Raw genomic sequence first — 20650 nt, 5'->3', positions numbered from 1 at the left:
TGCTTATTCCAAATTCAAGAACAAATAAAAACATAAGAGTATATTCATATGCGGAAACATACTATATGTACCTAACTAATTAATCCGTGTAAGTGACTCATTTCATTTTTTATTCGAATGAATTTATAATTTTAATATAGTAATTAAATAATACAAAGTTTAAAAAAAGATTGAGAGAGGTGATTAATTTGTTGGAAAAATTATTAGAAGTAGCCATAAACTTAGCGGAAAAATATCATAATGGTCAATTTGATAAAGGAGGCAACCCCTATATTAATCATCCATTGGCTGTGATGAATAGGTTGAATACGTTAGAAGAGAAAATAGTCGGGGTCTTGCACGATATTGTTGAAGATACAGAAGTTACACTGGAAGATTTAAGCGCTTATGGTTTTCCGGAAAGAATCATTTCTGGGGTGAATTCAGTGACAAAAAGGGAAGGGGAATCGAGAGCAGCATTCATATACCGCGTCAAACTAAATGAGCTTGGTCGCTCAGTTAAAGTCGCAGACCTAATAGAGAATAGTGATTTATCTAGAATACCTAACCCGCAAGAAAAAGATTATAAACGTGTAGATATGTATCAACGAGAAATTAGAATTTTAACGGAAGATGATTGGATCTATAAAGATGGTGTATGGAATAAAGAGAATTGACTCGAGAACGGGAGGAAAGGGAAAATGGGAATTTAAAGACTTCGATATTCCGTTTTTTATAGATGTGCCACATGTACGCATGGCAATCTATAAAAGTATTTCATGAACCATATCAGGACTAAATAGTTTGTTAAGATAATTATGCCTCGTAAAAAAGTAAGAAAACAAAAAGAAAGACCGCTTTCACCAAGAAAAAGAGTAATCACTCATATTCTATGAAAGACGGTCTTTTTATACAAGAAAATGTCCAGGCTAAAGGGATAAAAACTCCTTTTTTATAATTTAAATTTTGCCACTTGTTCCTTCAGCCCTGATGAAAGCTGGGATAGAGAATTTGAAGATAGGCTGATTTCTTCAGTAGCAGCGAGCTGCTCCTCTGTCGTGGCAGCTATATTATTTGTGTGTAAGGAAACACTCGATATATCTTCTGCTACTTGATTAATGGCATCTGATACGAGATTGGAGCTGGCTGATATTTGTTGGACAGAAGCGGCCATGCTGTTCACTTCTTTTTCCATTTGAATCATATAAGATACGATTTCTTTAAAAGCTTCCTCCGTATTATTGATGACGGTAATACCTTCCTCAACTTCGACCTTTACCTCATACATGGATGAAATTGAACCTACCATATTTAATTGAATCTCTTTAATAAGCTCGACTATTTGGCTGGATGAAGCTTGTGATTGTTCGGCAAGTTTACGAACTTCATCGGCAACAACGGCAAAGCCTTTCCCGTGTTCACCTGCTCGGGCTGCTTCAATGGCAGCGTTTAATGCCAGTAAGTTTGTTTGATTGGCAATGGCCGAGATGGTCCCGGAGATTTGGCCGATTTCTCTTGAGCTTGAATCCAGTATTTTTAAGATATTTTCGCTTTCATTTGCTTTCGTATAAATAAATTCAATTTGTTGAATGGTTTTAGAAAGCAATTCATTTCCCTGATTCGCCTTTGTGACTACCTTGCTGCCTGTTTCAGATATTTCGTTTGATACATTAGCTAAGCGGTGGATAGAGGTTGTCACTTCTTCGAGAGCGTTTACACTTTCCTGCAGCCGAGTATTGGCAGAATCAGAAACATCGGCCACATGGCTTATTGAATGGGAGACTTCTTCAGTACTATGAGTTGTTTCTTCTGTGCTGGCAGTCAGTTCCTCGGCTGCTTTTGCAACCTGTTCAGTAGAATGGTTAACTTGCGTAATCAGTGATTTCGTATTATCTACCATTGTATTGAAATCATTGACGAGCTGTCCCAATTCATCCGTGCGTTTAGGTTTTAATGGAGTAATTGAAAAATCGCCTGTAGCAATACGATTTAATCCATAACTAACCTGTGAGATAGGTTTAGCAATTCTGCCGGAAAAGAAATATGCGGAGCAGCCGGCAATGATGACGGATCCAAGAGAAATAGCGGCGACTACCCAGGCGAGAAAGGAAGATTGAGCTGTCATTTCTGTGACTGGTATACTGGAGATAATGGTCCATTCCCAATAGGGTTCTTTTTTTACATAAGCGATTTTTTCAATATCACCACTCTCTGAATAATACGATATGAATGACCCATCTACTCCTTTCTCTAGGATTACTTCCTCAGCTGTTTTGCCATCTATCGTTTTAAGCTTTCCATAATCGAGTTGGTCATCTTTGGTATATAACGTAAGAGTTCCATCACGATCGATTGCTGAAATCTCCCCATCCTGACCAAAATCATAGCCTTTAAAAACTTGCTCTTCCTCTCCGGAAATTTCATCCCTTAGCTGTTGCTGGGCATCTTCTGCAGTGATATATCCGGCGTTAAATTGCTCGTGTAATAGGCCTATCATCCCGATTGTCATTTCCGTGCTTGTTTGGAGATTCTCTTTTTCGGTTTCAATTAGTTGATCCTTTGATATAAAAAATATGCTGATGCCGATAACAATAACAGGGATTATTAAGGTAATTAAAGTTAGCGTTAATAATTTTATCTTGATGGATTGGGATTTTTTCTTTTTCAATATATTTTCCTCCGATCAACTAGAGTCATAAAAATGCTCTACAATTAGGTATCGGCATTCATTAGAGCGTTTTAATAATAAAATGTATTATTATTGTGAAAAATAAAATTATTATCATGCTAATTAATAGACAATGAAGGTATTTATTGAGGACGTGTGATTTTTAAGATTAACAATTGGAATGTGAGATTAAAGGAGGAAGGGGAAATGATAATCTGTTACTAAACTATTAGGAAAGGGAGAAATAAAACGATCAGGGCAGAATCCTTTATACAGTTTCTTTGCCATTAACTCTGCGTAAGCAATATATAAACCAGTTGATAAGAAAGTTCGCATGGAAGACAGATTAAATATATTTTTCTCTTTGACGATTATTTGTATTGGTATTATTGATTCAAAAAAGAAAAAGCATCGTTATTTGGACGGTCCCTTAAATGTTAGATTGGTTTCTAACTTTCTTGGGACCGAACAGTATAAAACGATGCTTTTTCTGATAGTATTTATACTTTTAGAATGGGATCGTGGGAGAGAACCCTAGAGAATTTGTTTAGTCAATTCTACCAGTAGAATATTACCAACCACGTCCGTATTGCTCAGGTGCTTCAACAGAAGTTCGCAGTTCCTTTGCAATATTTTTTGGCCAATATGGATCACGTAGCAGCTCTCTGCCAATAAAAACAAGGTCTGCACGGTTGTTTTGTAATATTTCCTCAGCCTGAACACCAGATGTAATTAATCCAACAGCACCTGTTGCAATACCTGCTCCATGTTTAATGGTCTCACTCATTGGAACCTGGTAGCCTGGAAAGCTTGGTACTGGAACTGACATCACACCACCGGAGCTTACATCGATTAAATCAATTCCGTCTTCTTTCATCCAACGAGCATACTGGATATAATCTTCCGGCTCATATCCGTTCTCATGATAATCTTTGGCGGAAATTCGCACGAAAAGTGGTCCATCAAAAACAGATTTAACAGCGTTAATGATTTCTTTTAGGAAGCGATAACGATTTTCAGCTGTACCGCCATATTCATCCGTACGAGTATTGATTGCAGGAGTCAGGAATTCATTAATTAAGTATCCATGGGCACCATGAATCTCCATAACTTCAAAACCTGCTTTTTGGGCACGAATGGCTGCTTGTTTAAAGGCTTCAACTGTGTCGGCAATATCCTCTTTTGTCATTTCTTTAGGAGTTTTCATTTCCTCATTAAAAGGTACAGCAACCGGTGCGATGATTTCTCCTTCGAGTTCGGCTTTTCGACCTGCATGAGCGAGCTGAATGCCTGGAACCGTACCATGTTCTTTCATCATAGCGGTTAGGGTATGTAAGCCGTCGATGTGTTCGTCGCTCCAAATACCTAAATCACGATCTGAAATTCGTCCCTCGGGAGTAACAGCGGTTGCTTCTACAATAATTAAGCCAACCTGGCCGACTGCACGGCTTGTATAATGAGTTGTATGCCAATTTTGTACTTTACCATCTTGTTCATGGCTGGAATACATGCACATAGGTGACATGACAATCCGATTTTTTAGAGTCGTATTTTTAATTGTATATGGTTCAAATAATAAAGATTTAGTCATAGAAGACAACTCCTTTCAAAACCCAGTATAACAGTTGGAATTATGGGAAGACCACTCAAATGCTTATAAATAAAGAAGACGGTTTTTCGCATAGATATCGGAAAATACTAATACATTGCCAGAGCCCAAGACTTTAGAGGAATTGAGTTTGGATGACCTAGTAATTTGAATATACAAAAAAGGGATTTTAATAATTTTTCAGATTCAGAAGATGCGTTAGGTCATTATCGGATGGTTTATCTTAGCTCATATTCTGAAGGGAAAAGGCATTAAGTTTGTGGCAGTTAATCCATGGGGAGGGGGAGAATGTATTTTGAAATCAAATTACACAGACTTAGGTTACGCAGAAAAAATGGGACCTAAATTAAGAATGGAAGTAGAAAAACAGTTATGCGATGACTTGAAAATGTATGGAATAACGGCAAATGAATTTAAATTTGACTGGTCTGACAGTTGTATAGAAGGAGATGATGCAAATTATTTAGATGGGATAGTAGAAAACTTCTCAGGCATTAATGTGTTCAATGAAAAAGATAAACATATTGCGGAAGGTTGGATGGAGTTTATTTACGAACCAACGTATAACTTTTTTATTTGTTATTGGGAATTCCTAAGATATTTTGGTTTAGGAAAAGTGATAAATATTAAAGATAAAGTTGGAATTCCTCTTCATATTTTTAATAAAATTCCCGAGAAGGTATGCTTTAGGTATGAGTCAGAGTTATTAAAATAAAAAGTACAGTCACTTCCTGTCTGGAGTTGGCTCTTTTCATACCTCAGATTAAAATTGAACAATCGCAACATTCCATGTAAAAATAGCCATAGAGAAAGAGAGCATGCAGCACGGGAATATCCGCAGAACATGCTCTCGGGTCTTACTTAGTAGCTACCTCCAACATAAGAAGCACCGACAATAACTAACAAGATAAAAAGTACAACAATGAAAGCAAAGCTTCCTACACCTTTACCGCCAAAAGAATCACTCAATACAGACACCTCCTGTCCAAAGTTGCCATAATGGAAAAGTATCCCCCATTACACATACAGCATATGGTTTTATCTGATATATGGATTGGACAAAAATTGAAGTTGGGATAGTCTAATTTTTTGCAGGAATTTATACGATAAGAAACTGGCGGACTTATGAGGAGGGGGATGAAAACTCCACTGATAGGATTTGGTCGTTAAAAAGGTTGGTTCAATCGATTTAGGTCATGGTTGTCCACGTAAAAATGAATTTTCGTTTATTTGGCACAACAATATGTTTTATTAGGGATGCGTTAGTAGCTGCGAACAACGATTGAGGTGAGATAGGCTATGAGAGATAGAAGCTCGGTGGTAATTATCGAAAATAATAAGATTGCACTCATTCAAAGAAATTGGAATAGCTCAATTTATTATGTTTTCCCTGGCGGCGGTATAGAAGACGGTGAACCACCAAAATCTGCAGCTAAAAGAGAAGCCTTGGAGGAACTCGGTGTAGAAGTAAACGTTAATGATTGTATGGCAGAGGTGGAACTTGATGGGAATGTTCAATTCTTCTTCCTTTCAGATATTGTAGCTGGAGTCTTATCAAAGGGAAAAGGTGAAGAGTATACAGATGAAACAAGGGGCAGAGGAACATACTTGCCAATGTGGATGGATATAGAAAGGTTATCATCTATTGACGTAAGACCAATCGAAGTTGCGATAAAAATCCAATCCTTGTATCATACAAGATGACCTTAATAGAAGAAGGGAAACCCATAGAAATATGTGCTCCCTTCTTATAAGTATATTCACGAGCAGTCTATAAAGAATAGTCTTCTATTCGAACAGTATTTTTTCCCTAATCTTGCTTTCAATTTCTATTCCCATGCGCTCTGATTGAAGTGTGGCCTCTGTGATACATTCAATGAAAGCCTCTTTGACACCATGGTGTTCAAGGATTCGTATGCCCGCTTCAGTTGTTCCTCCTGGACTCGTCACCTCGTACCTCAGCGTTTGCGGTGATTTATCAGAGGAGTGCACCATTTCAGCAGCTCCCATTAGCGTTTGGATAATCAGATTTTGAGCCTCTTCATGTTCAAGACCAATTTGTTTGGCAGATTGTTGCATCGCTTCTATTAGATAATAGATATAAGCAGGACCGCTTCCGGAAAGACCTGTAACGGCATCCATTTTCTTTTCCTCTGTATAAACAACCATTCCAACCGTTTTGAAAATTTCCTTCGCCAGTGCTAGATCCTCTTGTTTTATATAGTTATTTCCTGAAAGAGCTGTCGCTGATTTTCCGACTGCAGCAGACGTATTTGGCATGGCTCGTATAATAGGCATAGAGTTCTCCGTGATAGCTTCAAGGCTTTCTGTGGATACACCTGCGGCAACAGATATAAGCAACATCGTATTTTTTAAAAAAGATTTGGCTTGCTGTAAGACTGTATACACATCTTTCGGTTTAACAGCTATCAGGACGATATCAGCATCAGCAAGAAGGGAATGCATGTCGCGGCAGGGTATGATGCCATATTGCTCTTTCAAGTGTATCAATTGGGTATCATTGCTCCGATTGCTGACCCACAGATCTCCGGGTGTGGTTGCCCCTTTTTTTACAATGCCTGCAATCAATGCTTCGGCCATAGAACCGGCTCCAAGAAATGCGATTTTTTTACTCATACTCCTGCCTCCTTTATAAAAATAAAAAGCCCTTCATCCTGTAAAGGACGAAAGGCTATTCTTCCGTGGTACCACCTTAATTTGCAGCATACTATAGCATGCTTGCATCTCTAAACCGGATAACGCTCAGGTAGCGGCCAGGTTTGCCTGACAGCTCAAAAGGCAGGTTCAATCATGCATTGGACGATGAAACCTTCCAGTCTGTGGGTTCCACTCCCTTGCGACATACATGATTTACTATTCTTTATCATCGCTCGTATTGGTATGTTTATAGATATTAATAAAAATTATGCTAAAAATTAGCTTATGTGTCAAGAATATTCAAACTTTATGATGGAATTTTCATACAAATTATGTAAAAATAATTATTAAAATACATAATGGGGAGTAATGACATGAGTTCGATTAAAAGGGTAGCCGGAAAATTTATTATACCGACTCCATTTGCTGTTGGAGATGTAAATATCTATCTTCTTAAAGGAGATGCCTTAACTCTGGTTGATGCCGGAATTAAAACACAGGAAGCAAAAGAGGCACTTGAAAGACAGTTAAAGGAACTGGGATACAAGCTATCTGATATTGAACAGGTTATATTAACTCATCATCATTCGGATCATTGTGGGTTAATTGATTTATTTGAGGACGGCTCATTGTACGGGCATGAAGATAATCAGCGGCATCTTATAAGGAATGCAGATTTTTTGAAGAATCAAAAAGAGTTCTTTACGAGGATGGCGAATAAATTTGGTGTACCGCCGCAATTTATGAAACATGCTAATGATGTAGAATCTTTGTATACATATTCCGGTTCAAAACCTTTAACGCATTATCTGAAAGAAGGAGACAAGCTTCCTGGTCATCCAGATTGGATTGCGATGGAGACTTTTGGCCATTCACAGGGCCATCTATCATTCTATCATGAAAAGTCAGGCGTACTGATTGGCGGAGATTTATTGCTGGGTAAAATTTCACCCAACCCTATACTTGAAGCTCCAAAAAAAGAAGGACAAGAGAGAGTAAAGCCGCAGCTGCAGCTGAATGCCAGTTTGAGTCGGCTGTTAAACGAAGAACTAACAGTCGTGTATCCGGGGCATGGAAATGATATTATGGAACCTTACCAGTTAATCGAGAAACGTTTGAAAAATCAGCATGAGCGTGCCTTTCATGTTAAAAAGCTTATTGGAGAAGATCGCCGCAATGTACTCGAGTTAGCCGTACAATTATTCCCCAAGGCTATTAAGAGAGATCCGGCACTTGCTCTGTTTGAAACATTGGGGCAGCTTGATTATCTAGAAAATCTTCATGAAATTGAAAGTGAAGAGGTTGACGGTGTGGTATTATATCAAGTAATGAAGCATTAATGAGGAAGTGAAGTTGATGAATGAGCGTATTCGCGGAAAAATTGTAACAATAACGGGAGCCTCAGGCGGATTAGGCGAGCAAATTGCCAGGCAAGCGGCTAAAAGTGGAGCCAGACTGATCTTAATAGCAAGAAGTCTGGATAAATTACAAAAAATTCGTGAAGAGTTAATTGCTGATTTTCATTGCGATGTCTATGTATATACAATGGATGTATCCGACCGGAATGCAGTTGAACACACATTCGCCCGCATAAAAAACGAAGTGGGAAATACAGATGTGTTGGTGAATAATGCTGGGTTTGGAATCTTTGAGAATGTACTGGAAGCAAATTTAGATGATACAGAATCCATGATCAATACAAATGTCGTCGGACTCATAGCCTGTACAAAAATGGTGCTGCCTGCTATGGTGCAAAATAAATCGGGCCATATTATTAATATTGCCTCCCAGGCTGGAAAAATGGCGACTCCAAAATCAAGTGTTTACTCAGCAACAAAACATGCAGTTCTTGGATTTACCAATGCTTTGCGTATGGAAATGCATAGTGAGAATGTATTTGTTACTTCTGTTAATCCAGGACCGATTAAAACAAATTTCTTTAATATCGCGGATAAAGAAGGTACATATATCAAAAATATTGAGCGCTTCATGATTGATCCCGTCAGGCTGGCAGAAAGAATAACAAACATCATGCTTAAAAATAAGCGGGAGATTAATGCACCTGGCTGGATGAATGCCGGAAGCAAGATTTACAGCCTAATCCCGAGGACGGTTGAAACACTGGGACGAAGTCAATTTAATAAAAAATGAATAACAAAAATTCCACCTATAAAAAAAGGGTGGAATTTTTTTTTACTTTATAATCATCTGATATTTTGGGCAATCCGGGTTAGGCAAGAATGAACATGATTAGGATTTAAATATAGTATGGGGAATAAAAGTCTTCTGGTTGAATATACCTTAAAGCAGCTACCCGAATTAATGGAGAGTTAAGCCATTTGCAGAACATCAGTGAATACACAAGAAAAAATATTATAGATGAATAGTATTTTCTTAAGCTATACTACATTATTATTTAATTTTTCGGGTATATATTGGATATATAATATTTTAATATAATAAATTAAAAGAGGGAGGGTGCTATTTGTGAATCGTCAAATGATTAATATCTTAAAATGGGTATCAGGTGGTATTGAAGCATTATTAGGTATACCAATTCTTGGAGGGTCAATTATACTAAGTATGGCATGGACTCCGTTATTTATCATGCTTGCCTTTCATATCGTCATTGTAATCTTTTCATCAAAAGCTGGAATTAAATCTTACGGAAATGTGTTAGGGATTGTAACAAACGTTGTTGGCTTCATTCCTGGCGTTGGAATGATTATGCATTTACTATCTGCAGTATTCATTTTGGTAGATGCAGCTCAAAATCAAGCTAAAACTACAGTTCTATAAAAATGTAGAAATAAACCCGATTAGCCAATAGGGTGGGCTGATCGGGTATTTTTTAATCATTTACAGTAATATTAACTCTCACGGTTGATAGTGAAGGCAAAAATAGGAAGGCAAAAAGGCGAGGATCGTGAATTTTCCGAATAATATAAATTTATAATTGACTAATAATTCAAATAGTAGTAATCTTGTAAATACTTACCAATTTAGTTACCAGTGAAAGGAGGGCTGTACGATGAAAAGAGTAATGATTGATGTAGCGTATGATCGAGTCGTTCATAGATTCGTGCAGTTCTTCCCGTTTAAATAGGAATACACTCTTTTTAAGCGAAAAGGCTGCACGTTGCCGTGATAAGTGCTTATTCTCATTCTTAAGTTTGATTGGACGTTCTTTAACGTTTGAATCTTTACTTTTGAATAGTTAAAGTACTTCACGAATAGCGTTGCAGCCTTTTTTTTGTTGGTGAATTTCAAGGTTATATTCAGATGGAGGAGGAAGACAGATGTTAACTAATTTTATCAATGTGAAAATTTCAAGGAAGGTCCAGTCAAACAGTACGTAGCAGTTAAAATGTACTTCGGTTAAGACTAAGGAGGGGATGGAATGTTTTCGGTTTTAAAGAAATTAAGATGGTTTTTTAAAGAGCACTGGATTCGCTATACAGTAGCAATAGGGTTATTAAATATCGTGAATGTGCTGGAAGTTTTGCCGCCAATGATTGTTGGGATGGCAATAGATGACATGAGTATAGGCGTGATGACGCAGGAGACACTCATGAAATATATTTGGTGGCTGATTGGGTTGATGGTCACCCTTTATCTATTAACATATGTTTGGAATTACCAGTTATTCAGTGGGGCGTATGTTTTGGAGCGGAAGTTACGCTCTGGGTTTATGGGCCATTTATTAAAAATGACGCCAACCTTTTATGAAAAAAACCGGACTGGCGATTTAATGGCTAGAGCCACAAATGACCTCAAATCTATATCCGTTACAGCGGGATTTGGAATTTTAACATTAATGGATTCCACCTTATATATGATTGCCATTTTATTAACGATGGCCATTACAATCAGTTGGCAGTTAACTCTTGCAGCCATTTTGCCTTTGCCTATTATGGCATGGGCTGTAAAAAAGGGCGGAGAGCGAATTCATGAATACTTCACTGTAGCACAGGATGCTTTCGGTGAAATGAATGATAAAGTTCTGGAATCAGTGGCGGGAGTTCGTGTTATCCGAGCGTATGTACAAGAACGGGCTGATGAAAAGCGGTTTGAAGAAATGACAGAGGATGTATATGAGAAAAATATGAAGGTGGCGAAGATTGATTCCATATTTGATCCGGTTATCACCTTCGTTATCGGCATCAGCTATTTAATCAGTCTTGGATACGGGGCCAATCTGGTGTTCGCTCAGCAAATTTCAATCGGTCAGCTTGTCACCTTCAATGTGTATTTATCGATGCTGATCTGGCCGATGATAGCAATTGGTGAATTAATTAATGTGATGCAAAGAGGAAATGCTTCACTGGATCGGATGAATGAAACATTATCCTACCAGGAGGATGTCAAAAATGATCCGTGTTCTGTAGATGTGCCGGCACTTGAAAACATTGTTTTTGATCAGGTTAAGTTTCGTTATCCTTCATCCAAAGTAGATAATTTAGCTGATATTAATGTCAAAATTGAAAGTGGTGAAACAATTGGGATTGTTGGGAAAACGGGTAGCGGAAAAACGACCTTAGTCAAACAATTGCTACGAGAGTACCCGGCGGGAAACGGAGTGCTTTCCATTTCTGATGTACCAATTGAGAAACAAAATCTGGAGGAAATAAGGGAATGGATTGGGTATGTACCTCAGGACCATGTATTATTTTCTAAAACGGTTCGGGAAAATATCTTATTCGGAAAAATGGAAGCGACTGAGGAAGAGTTTATGAAAGCGATCCGCCTGGCGGATTTTGAAAAAGATATAGAGAGGCTTCCAAACAAGCTGGAAACGCTGGTTGGAGAAAAAGGAATTGCTTTATCAGGTGGTCAAAAGCAAAGGATTTCAATTGCAAGGGCGTTAATAAAAGATCCAGAGATTCTGATTCTGGATGATTCGTTATCTGCGGTAGATGCTAAAACTGAAACAACGATTATTGAAAACATTCGTAAAGAACGAAAAGGAAAAACAACAATGATTACCACTCATAGATTATCGGCTGTACAGCATGCAGACTGGATTATTGTACTCGATGACGGAGTAGTAATTGAAGAAGGCACACATGAAATGTTACTCCAAATAGGCGGCTGGTACAAAGAACAATTTGATCGCCAGCAAGTCGAAGTGAATACGGAGGTGAGTGCCTAATGAATGAACACTTGGAACAAACGGAATCCGGTTGGAAAACAGGAAAGCGTTTATATCAATATGCAAAAAGGTTTAAGGGAACTATTATCCTTGCACTAATGATGCTATCTATTTCGGTAGGAGCTGATTTAATGGGGCCTTATATCGGTAAAACCATGATAGACAACCATATAACGGGGATTGAATCTCCGTGGGTTGAAACGAAAGAAACAGAGGATGCAGTTAACTATCAGGGTGCCTGGTATAAGCGTGAGGCATATGTGGAAAAGGGAGAATGGACTGGAAAAAAGGTTGCCATACAGCAGGTTGGAATGACCTTTTTCTTTCTAAATCAACCGATAGAGTTTGATGGGGAAAGAAAGTATAAAGATGGACAGCTGATCATTACAAGTGGAGAGAAAAAGGCGATTTATGAAGCTGAGAAATTATCTGGTAAGCAAATCATGGCTTTCTATCAGCCGGAGATCAGCCGCATTATTCGATTGATCACTCTTTATTTTGGAATTATGGTTGTGGCGTTCTTCTTTCAATATGGACAAAGCTATTATTTACAAAAAGCAGCAAATCGGATTATTCAAACGATGCGCAAGGAGGTATTTGCGAAACTTCAACGACTGCCGATTGGTTACTTTGACAATTTGCCGGCAGGGAAGGTAGTGGCCCGGATTACGAATGATACAGAGGCAATTCGTGAGTTATATGTAAGAGTATTAGCTAATTTTTTCTCAAGCATGATTAATATTATCGGAATCATCATTGCCTTATTCCTGCTTAACGTAAAACTTGGGATGGCGACACTCATTATCTTGCCTTTGCTTGTCGTGTGGACGTTGGTATTCCGTAAATTTGCTGCAAAATATAACAGGGTCATTCGGGCACGTATAAGCGATATCAATGGAATGATTAATGAATCGATAAATGGAATGAATATTATTCAGGCATTCAAGCGTGAGAAAGAAACGACTGATGAATTTGAAAAATTGAACAAAGAACATTATGTGTACCAAAGTAAAATGCAAAAATTAAATTCATTACTAAACGGAAACCTAGTAGGCTTTATCCGTGTTCTTACATTAACCTTATTCATTTGGTATTTTGGAGGTATGGCAGTATCCGGTGAATCCATTGTCAGCCTCGGTGTTTTATATGCAATGGTTAACTACTTAAACCGCTTGTTCCATCCCATTTCAGGAATCGTAAATCAGTTTGCGAATTTTGAACAGGCGATGGTAGCTGGTGAACGGGTGTTTGCCTTGCTTGATGAGAAGGGGACCCATGTAGTGGATGATTGTATCCCTCGTTTCAAAGGAGTTGTTCAATTTAACCATGTTTCCTTCAGCTATAAGGAAGGGGAAAATGTGTTAAATGATATTCATTTTGAAGCAAAACAGGGAGAAACGATTGCCTTAGTAGGACATACGGGGTCAGGGAAAAGTTCAATTATGAATCTTTTATTCCGATTTTATGACTATCAGGAGGGGTCTATCCGAATTGATGGACAGGAATTAAAAGATATTCCCCATCAAGCCTTACGTGAGCATATGGGAATCGTATTGCAGGATCCTTATCTGTTTACAGGGACGATCCTATCGAATATTACACTGAATGATCCAAAGATTACGAGAGAAGTGGCGGAAAAAGCCTTACGGGATGTGGGTGCGGATCGAGTATTGACCCATCTTGAACATGGCTTTGATGAACCGGTAGTAGAAAAAGGAAGTACTCTATCATCGGGCCAGCGGCAATTGATCTCATTTGCTCGTGCACTGGCTTTTAACCCGGCCATTCTCATTCTGGATGAGGCTACTTCCAGTATCGATACAGAAACAGAAACATTGATTCAAGAGGCTATGGATGTGCTAAAGAAAGGGCGAACCACCTTTATCATTGCACATCGTCTTTCTACTATAAAAAATGCAGATCATATCCTCGTGCTTGATAAAGGAACAATAGTGGAGAGAGGAAATCATGATCAACTCATGGAATTAAAGGGGAAATATTATCAAATGTACGAACTGCAGATTGGCAAACTGGCAGGTTAATCGTTTTAGCGGTGATCGTTTTACAGCCACAGTATAGCAAGATTTATATAGGTTGGTAGTATAAATAAGAGGAAGCACTTGCTGCTTCCTCTTTTACTTAGTATATGCGATTGCACGAAGGTATCTGGAATTCCAGAAGTTTTTTGCCTAATCCTTTTACTGCTAATAATAGTACTGTTAACTTCCTAGTCCATAATAGCCCAATATGCAGGCTTTATATTATAATCCGGGTCAAAGACAAAGGGGGCATCTTTTCCAACACCATTATTATACTCCTTTGCACGATCGTCTAGCCATGTGTGATTATCTGCTATTCCCCAGAACGTCACGCTACTTATCTTATCTTCTAACCTCTCATACATTTCAAATAAATCATTGTATCTGTCAGCTTGACGCTGGAGCACTTCATCTGGAATATCCTCGTATGATGGATAAGCTGGTCTTGGAGGCCAACCATATAAGCTCACATCCAATTCAGTGATCTGATTATCTAAACCAAGACTGGCAAAACGATTGATCGATTCCTCTGTTTCGGCAAGAGAGGGCCAACCCAATTGAATATGGGCTTGATGTCCGACACCGTCAATAGGAACTCCTTGGTCCAGCAAATCAACAACGAGGTTATATAAATAGGTTTTTTTAGGTTCTACCTCTGTGTTGTAATCATTAATGTACAGTTTTGCATCCTTCTTTGCATATTTTTCAACTGTTTTAAATGCAACCTTAATATAATCTGTACCAGTTATTTGATACCATGGAGATTCACGCAGCTTCTGTTCATTTGATGCGTATTCGTCAATTACTTCGTTTACGACATCCCAAGAATCCACATCATATTTATACCGTTGGACGATCGTTTTTATATGTTTTTCTAAACGCTGTAATAGCAGCTTTTTATTTTTCTCCCGCTGTTTTGGATTGGTTTCTTCTGCCATTTTATTCCCTTTCTTATCAATAAAGAACCATTCAGGAACCTGGCTATGCCATACAAGGGTATGAAAACGGACATCCATATCGTTTTTCTTGGCGAATTTTACAATTTTATCAGCTTCTTTGAAATTGAATTTCCCCTCTTTGGGTTGGATGGAAATAGGCTTCATTACATTCTCTGCAACAATGCTGTTATAGTGGCGTTTTAAAACTTGACTGCTTTTGCCCTCCAATTGATTTGGTTCAACGGCAGCCCCAATCGAAAAAGAATCTTCGTACCTTTCATATAAAGGGGGAGCTTTTAATGCACTTAATGGCTGAGCGCTGACAACATCTGTGGAAACTAAGGGGGTGGCAAGGGCGATAGCTAATCCGAGACTGAGGAACTTACGAGTTAAATTGTGTGACATGGCCTAATCTCCTTTTTTGTTTATTTAGAAAGCGGTTACATTATTATGTTTGAAGATTATTATAGAAGCAATCAACATAGGAAGTCTATAAAACAAACAGAGTTATAAGAAAAACAGGTAATAATTCATGGTCTAAAAACCTTCTTACCCATTAATTCGGGACTAAATACATAAAAGAAATAGGTTAAAGTACATAGATTAAAAATAACAATCAAAAATGCAGTTTTATTCCTCTTCTACATAATGTTAAAGACACAATCACTATATTCAACCAATTTATTATAATAATCTACCAGGTGAATAATAGAATGTAAGATTAAAGTTATTGAGAAGAATCGGGAGCTGTTTTTACTATAATCTACTCTATGAGTTGTGACTAATTTAATAGATTATAAAAGTTAATTTCCTCAATAATTCGTATGCTAAATATAAAAAATCACTTATTTTAAAGAAGATTGTCCTGAGTTGCAATCTAACTTGTGAGTAAATATCACTATTTTTAAATCTGAAAATCCAATTCTCTAAAAAATATTCTAGTTCTTTAGACTTATTTTTTAATTTTTTTGTAAAAAATAATCCTTTTGAGGTTAAAATTGTAAATAGTATGGGTATATTTGTAAATGCTAGGAACGACTGTAATATTTTAATTTTTCCATACCAAAGTATCAGTGTAGCGTAGTCGTCTCAGTATCCATACTTAGAACAAAAATAAAAAAAGAAAAAAAGGAGTGTTTGTAAATGTCAGGACAAATTCGTATGACCCCTGAGCAACTGAAACAAAGAGCAAAAATGTACGGGAACAGTTCACAACAAATTGAGCAAATTTTAAGCGAATTAAAAAATGTACAAAGAGACTTAGCAGCTGAATGGGAAGGTCAAGCCTTCGGTAAATTTGATGAACAATTTAATCAGCTTGCTCCGAAAGTCCAAAATTTCGCGACCCTTTTACAAGATATCAACACTCAATTGGATAATACTGCAGAAGCGGTTAGACAACATGACGAGCAATTGGCTAAAAACTTTGGTCTTCAATAAGCCATATCCAGCGTTACGATGATTCGTGTAAGCAAAGGCCACGCTTTTTTGTGTGGCTTTTGCTTATAATAGGAGAATTCTATTTTAATAGAATAAGGAATAGCAGGAAGTATACATAAAAGAGAAAATCAGGGGTGTTGGCATGAATAAGATCGCAAAGGGATTTTTGCTTTTTCTTGCATTAATCATAGCGTTAACGGGAGCTATCTCATACCTTGGCTTGGATCAGACCTCACAAATAGATAAAAATAAAGCTGAGGAAAAAATGACGATTGCTCTTGTAAATGAAGATAAGGGTTCGGTTTTAAATGCAAAAAAATATGATTTCGGCAGTGAATTTGTTAAGAGTATAGAGAGTGAGGACACGCATAATTGGTATGTTGTCAGCCGTGGTGTGGCTGAAAGTGGGATTAAGCGAAATGCGTATAATATGATGATTGTCATTCCGAACGATTTTACGGAAAAAGCACTTGATATTGATTCTAGTTCTCCCGAAAAAGTAACGTTGAATTATAAAATTAATACTTCAGGAAATGCAATCATTAAAGAAAAGGCTGAGAAAACAGCCAGTTCTATTTTAAATAATTTTAATAAACAAATCATAGATGTCTATTTTGCAAGTGTTATCGGCAACCTTCAGGAAGCTCAGGACAATGTAAAAAAAGTGGTGGACCAGGAGGAACATTATACAGGTATTTTTAATCGCTCTATTCATAACCCTCTCAGCAATTATACCTCACAATTTGATCAGATTCAGAGTGGAGCCGGTGCCTCGAAAACAAGTTTCAAAGGGCTTGAAGGAATCCTTGCATCATTTGAAGACAACCTTGGAACTGGCATGCAGGCCAACCAAACATACTATGATCGATACAAACAATTTACAGATATGCATCAAACGAATGGGGCGCTGGCAGCTGATTTTGGAAGTCAATTAAGTCAACTGGACCAAACTATGAACAGTGAGGATGTTACTGCTCAATTTACAAATTTAATGTCAGCCAACCAAACAATTAATGATCAGTTCAAGCAAGATGAGATGGCTTCATCTGCCAATATCTTGACTGAGTCAACAGCCATTCAGAACCATTTGACTGATACACAGGAGAAAATGGGGACATTTAACACAGAATTAACAACTACATTATTAACAGAGGATGAAGAACTAAAACAGCTGGTTAGAGAAGATTTGAGTGAAACACTGAAAGGAAACTCCGGTGAAACAGGAACAGTGAGTATGTCCACTTTCTTTGGTGTGCCAGATTCAAATATGAAAACAGCTATTGCCAACCAAATTCTTAAATTACCGACATTAGATGCCAATCAAATTGACGAATTAACATTAGAGGATGGGGCAACAAGGCAATTAAAAAATGTTGTTAATATAACAAATAAATATATTTCTGAATTTAATACTACCCCCAATCCATCAAGTGAAAACCTTCCATTAATTGATAAGATCAATTCAATTAAAGATGATTTAAGGGTAAATGGTATTACTTTAACAGATGAGGTCGAGTTACCTGCCAATAGAAAAAAAGACCAGAAATTCACTTTCACCTTGCCGGATGGGTTCTCATTGGAGAATTTAACACTCAAGTTACCGGGCAGATTTGAACAACAATATACACCGGGCGAAGATGGTAGTATTACTCTCCCAAGATCTATAAAAGGCACTTTTAAAGTAAATATGGTTGTTAAATTAAGAGAAGATGCAGATAAGATTGATGTTTTCCAGCCGATTAAATGGAAATGGCAAATTGCCCAAGAGGATGCGAATGGCAGTGAAGACAAGCCTGAAACGGAAACACCGGAGGATACTGAGCCAGCACCAGATATGGAAATTCCGGAAAGTCCACCAACTGATCGACCTGCTGAATCTGTCTCTATGAATATCATTCAAACGACAGCTGTCGAGAGTAATGAAAAACAAGAAGATAACGGTACTAATGAAACAGTAATTGAACCTGGTACGAATGAAGATGACAAGACTGCACCGCCAGCAGGCGATGAGGATACAGATCTTGATGAACCGGAAACAGGCAATGAACAGAAACCGGGTGATGATCAACCAACTACTAATCCCAATCCCGCTGAGCCGCCAGCCGCTGAGCCTGGTCCAGCTAACCCGGAAGAGCCGCCGGCCACTGAGCCTGGTCCAGCTAACCCGGAAGAGCCACCGACCACTGAGCCTGAACCAGCACCAGAGCCGGTTTTAATTGAAAATAATACAATTTCTCATGAAATATTGTCACCTATAAAGACAATTACTACTAGTAGCTTAATCAAAAGCGTCAATGAATCCATAAAAGAGTATTATCGTTTAGCTATGCTTTATGACATTTATTTCGGTATAGATATGAACGAAGCAAAAGTATTGTCAACTGATGAGAATCTAAAAGATCATGCAACATCAAATTCACTTTACTACATGTTCAACAAACAGGATTTAGTTGATGTATTAGCCGGCTATATGTCAGATCAGTTTTTATCAGAAGTGAAAAGAGAAACGGCAGAACTGAAGGCAAAAATCGACTCGTATCTTGCAATTGTTGACAAAGCCAGCGGAAATTCTAAAGAACTTGCCGACTCAATCGCAAGGACAATGGCTGAGGCAGAAGTGTTAAATGAATCACTTGCAAATACAATAAGTGATGTAGGGACATGGAGAGAGCAAAGTTTGAATTTGCTTGACAATCAATCCACCATTTTATCCAAACAGGGTGATGAACAGAATATGATCCTTACGATGGATGATTCCTTAAGATCATTACTCGATATGAGTGAGAATCTTGTGACGCAATCAAGAGGAAATAAGGAATCCGCAGACGGTGTTTATCAGACCTTTGATGAATTGGAAGAAGATGCGAAAACCATTCAAATAAGTGGTGTAACCCTAGTCAAAAATGCGGACAATTTGCTTGGAGACATGACTGAAAAAGTATCGGGTGATAAAAACTTCGCTTCAAACTTTGCGGGAGTACTAGCCAATTCCCGGATTGGAGAACGTCAAAACGAGGATTTATTCAAATTCCTTTCCAATCCTGTTCAAACGAAAAATGGCGAGATTATTGCTGTAGAAGAGACGTTCCATCCTTATTTCATGGTTTTAATATGTTTCATAGTGGCCCTGTTCTCAGCATATGTCCTTTCAAACAATGAGAAAAAACGACTCTCACGAGATTCATTTGAGACAGAACGAGCTTTGTGGAGCAGTAATTTACCAATCACCCTTTTAACTCTTGGAGTAGGCTTGGTTGAAGGGCTCCTGATTAGTTTGCTTTCCGGTTATTTCTTAAATATGTCACAGAGTTACTTTATTCCATGGATTGGTTTGGTCATGCTCATTATGCTTTCAATGACCGTAGTTGCTACCTATCTGTTAAGGCAGCTGAAAATGGGAGGGATGTTTATTCTGCTCACTCTGTTCAGTATGTATCTCTTCTTTGCAGATGCACTTGGATTGCATTTTGATAAGTTATCAGTAGGAGCCAAAGTAAAGGAGTTTTCTCCGTTACAGCATATGGAACAATTACTTACTGCTTTTTCTAAAGGCTCGGATTTAAATATATGGGTCATCATTTGTTCAATAGGAGGATTAGCCTTAGGAATTGCTTTGAATTTGTTTGTAGTAAACAAATTCTCATGGAGCAGGGAGGTTGAGGGTCCTGAAACAACTAAAGCAAGTTAATCATTGTCTGCTCTTGATTGCAACCAGCTTGTTTTTAGTTGGTGGTATCCCTGTACAAGCTGAAGGTGATTTGGAACATGATGGGAATATCAATATACAGCAGGACAGAATCAGTCAGGAAGAAGAAGAGAAGAAGCAAAAGGATTCGAAGCAATATAGAGAAAATGAATTAGAAAAAAGAATTCCGGGTTTGTTCAAAGAACAAACCCGGAAAACGATAGAAGAGAATCAAAAGAAGCTGGAAAAAGAAAAGGAAGACCTGAAGGATTCTTTATTTATTTCAGAAGTGGAAGCAAATAAAACACTTAATGAAACAAAAGTCTCTTTGTTTAATGAAAGTTATGAAGTACCTGTCGTAGCAACTGAAGAGAAAGAAGAGGATAAAAAGATTGGATCAACGATTCTGGCTGCCCTTTCAGTTGTTGTCTTAGTCATCTGTGGAGGCATTTACATGGCGGCCAAAAATATGATGAGTTGAG

At 37.8% G+C, this 20650-nt stretch carries 16 protein-coding genes; 11 read left to right on the top strand and 5 right to left on the bottom strand.

Features of this window, described 5'->3' with window-relative positions:
* Positions 1-191 precede the first annotated feature (191 nt).
* Positions 192-656 (top strand): GTP pyrophosphokinase, encoded by a 465-nt coding sequence (locus AC4G3K_RS02410; protein WP_491132353.1) that lies wholly within the window; start codon positions 192-194, stop codon positions 654-656.
* A gap of 275 nt (positions 657-931) precedes the next feature.
* On the opposite strand, the gene AC4G3K_RS02405 is transcribed toward AC4G3K_RS02410, so the two are convergent.
* Together AC4G3K_RS02405 and namA are read right to left on the bottom strand one after the other, a co-directional pair.
* The gene (locus AC4G3K_RS02405) at positions 932-2647 is read right to left on the bottom strand and encodes a methyl-accepting chemotaxis protein (protein ID WP_491132352.1); all 1716 of its coding nucleotides are present in this window, start codon (positions 2645-2647) and stop codon (positions 932-934) included.
* Positions 2648-3218: 571 nt separating this feature from the next.
* Positions 3219-4238 carry an NADPH dehydrogenase NamA gene (gene namA, locus AC4G3K_RS02400; protein ID WP_491132351.1) on the bottom strand — a complete coding sequence of 340 codons (1020 nt, stop codon included), beginning with the start codon at positions 4236-4238 and terminating at the stop codon, positions 3219-3221.
* Between the two features lie 313 nt (positions 4239-4551).
* On the opposite strand from namA, the gene AC4G3K_RS02395 reads away from it, so the two are divergent.
* Positions 4552-4971 (top strand): hypothetical protein, encoded by a 420-nt coding sequence (locus tag AC4G3K_RS02395; RefSeq protein ID WP_491132350.1) that lies wholly within the window; start codon positions 4552-4554, stop codon positions 4969-4971.
* A 146-nt stretch (positions 4972-5117) separates the two neighbouring features.
* Here the strand turns inward: AC4G3K_RS02395 and AC4G3K_RS02390 are convergent, their stop codons facing one another.
* Positions 5118-5225, bottom strand: coding sequence for a YjcZ family sporulation protein (locus AC4G3K_RS02390; protein ID WP_491075687.1), 108 nt, complete (start codon positions 5223-5225; stop codon positions 5118-5120).
* A 330-nt stretch (positions 5226-5555) separates the two neighbouring features.
* Here AC4G3K_RS02390 and AC4G3K_RS02385 point away from each other — a divergent pair, with 330 nt between their 5' ends.
* Positions 5556-5960, top strand: coding sequence for an NUDIX hydrolase (locus tag AC4G3K_RS02385; RefSeq protein WP_491132349.1), 405 nt, complete (start codon positions 5556-5558; stop codon positions 5958-5960).
* Between the two features lie 84 nt (positions 5961-6044).
* Here AC4G3K_RS02385 and proC read toward each other — a convergent pair whose 3' ends face one another.
* Positions 6045-6893: a pyrroline-5-carboxylate reductase gene (proC, locus tag AC4G3K_RS02380; RefSeq protein WP_491132348.1), complete on the bottom strand. Its 849-nt coding sequence runs from the start codon at positions 6891-6893 to the stop codon at positions 6045-6047.
* A 395-nt stretch (positions 6894-7288) separates the two neighbouring features.
* Here proC and AC4G3K_RS02375 point away from each other — a divergent pair, with 395 nt between their 5' ends.
* The 5 genes from AC4G3K_RS02375 to AC4G3K_RS02355 all read left to right on the top strand — a co-directional run bounded on the left by AC4G3K_RS02375 (position 7289) and on the right by AC4G3K_RS02355 (position 14108).
* On the top strand, positions 7289-8254 hold the full coding sequence (locus tag AC4G3K_RS02375; protein WP_491132347.1) for an MBL fold metallo-hydrolase: 966 nt from the start codon (positions 7289-7291) through the stop codon (positions 8252-8254).
* Between the two features lie 16 nt (positions 8255-8270).
* Positions 8271-9065 (top strand): SDR family NAD(P)-dependent oxidoreductase, encoded by a 795-nt coding sequence (locus AC4G3K_RS02370; protein WP_491132346.1) that lies wholly within the window; start codon positions 8271-8273, stop codon positions 9063-9065.
* Between the two features lie 336 nt (positions 9066-9401).
* On the top strand, positions 9402-9713 hold the full coding sequence (locus tag AC4G3K_RS02365) for a hypothetical protein (RefSeq protein WP_491132345.1): 312 nt from the start codon (positions 9402-9404) through the stop codon (positions 9711-9713).
* Positions 9714-10314: 601 nt separating this feature from the next.
* Positions 10315-12066: an ABC transporter ATP-binding protein gene (locus AC4G3K_RS02360; protein WP_491132344.1), complete on the top strand. Its 1752-nt coding sequence runs from the start codon at positions 10315-10317 to the stop codon at positions 12064-12066.
* Positions 12066-14108, top strand: a complete 2043-nt coding sequence (locus tag AC4G3K_RS02355) for an ABC transporter ATP-binding protein (protein ID WP_491132343.1) — start codon at positions 12066-12068, stop codon at positions 14106-14108. The genes AC4G3K_RS02360 and AC4G3K_RS02355 overlap by 1 nt, the downstream gene beginning before the upstream one ends.
* A gap of 185 nt (positions 14109-14293) precedes the next feature.
* Here AC4G3K_RS02355 and AC4G3K_RS02350 read toward each other — a convergent pair whose 3' ends face one another.
* On the bottom strand, positions 14294-15448 hold the full coding sequence (locus AC4G3K_RS02350; RefSeq protein ID WP_491132342.1) for an endo-1,4-beta-xylanase: 1155 nt from the start codon (positions 15446-15448) through the stop codon (positions 14294-14296).
* 738 nt (positions 15449-16186) lie between these two features.
* On the opposite strand from AC4G3K_RS02350, the gene AC4G3K_RS02345 reads away from it, so the two are divergent.
* From AC4G3K_RS02345 to essA, 3 genes are all read left to right on the top strand, one after another.
* Positions 16187-16483, top strand: coding sequence for a WXG100 family type VII secretion target (locus AC4G3K_RS02345; RefSeq protein ID WP_491075678.1), 297 nt, complete (start codon positions 16187-16189; stop codon positions 16481-16483).
* A 142-nt stretch (positions 16484-16625) separates the two neighbouring features.
* Positions 16626-20171, top strand: a complete 3546-nt coding sequence (gene esaA, locus AC4G3K_RS02340; RefSeq protein WP_491132341.1) for a type VII secretion protein EsaA — start codon at positions 16626-16628, stop codon at positions 20169-20171.
* Positions 20140-20649: a type VII secretion protein EssA gene (gene essA, locus AC4G3K_RS02335; protein WP_491075676.1), complete on the top strand. Its 510-nt coding sequence runs from the start codon at positions 20140-20142 to the stop codon at positions 20647-20649. Before esaA ends, essA begins: the two co-directional genes overlap by 32 nt.
* The last annotated feature ends 1 nt before the right edge of the window (position 20650 follow it).

The organism is Bacillus sp. z26 (genome assembly GCF_058313635.1).
The sequence above is the reverse complement of the archived record's forward strand: the minus strand, read 5'-3'. Positions and strand labels throughout refer to the sequence as shown.

What these genes read in the sequence shown, in the direction of transcription:
- AC4G3K_RS02345 (WP_491075678.1), top strand. Translation starts at nt 16,187, where the DNA reads ATGTCAGGACAAATTCGTATGACCCCTGAGCAACTGAAACAAAGAGCA.
- esaA (WP_491132341.1), top strand. Translation starts at nt 16,626, where the DNA reads ATGAATAAGATCGCAAAGGGATTTTTGCTTTTTCTTGCATTAATCATA.
- AC4G3K_RS02355 (WP_491132343.1), top strand. Translation starts at nt 12,066, where the DNA reads ATGAATGAACACTTGGAACAAACGGAATCCGGTTGGAAAACAGGAAAG.
- AC4G3K_RS02375 (WP_491132347.1), top strand. Translation starts at nt 7,289, where the DNA reads ATGAGTTCGATTAAAAGGGTAGCCGGAAAATTTATTATACCGACTCCA.
- AC4G3K_RS02370 (WP_491132346.1), top strand. Translation starts at nt 8,271, where the DNA reads ATGAATGAGCGTATTCGCGGAAAAATTGTAACAATAACGGGAGCCTCA.
- namA (WP_491132351.1), bottom strand. Translation starts at nt 4,238, where the DNA reads ATGACTAAATCTTTATTATTTGAACCATATACAATTAAAAATACGACT.
- AC4G3K_RS02350 (WP_491132342.1), bottom strand. Translation starts at nt 15,448, where the DNA reads ATGTCACACAATTTAACTCGTAAGTTCCTCAGTCTCGGATTAGCTATC.
- AC4G3K_RS02360 (WP_491132344.1), top strand. Translation starts at nt 10,315, where the DNA reads ATGTTTTCGGTTTTAAAGAAATTAAGATGGTTTTTTAAAGAGCACTGG.
- AC4G3K_RS02385 (WP_491132349.1), top strand. Translation starts at nt 5,556, where the DNA reads ATGAGAGATAGAAGCTCGGTGGTAATTATCGAAAATAATAAGATTGCA.
- proC (WP_491132348.1), bottom strand. Translation starts at nt 6,893, where the DNA reads ATGAGTAAAAAAATCGCATTTCTTGGAGCCGGTTCTATGGCCGAAGCA.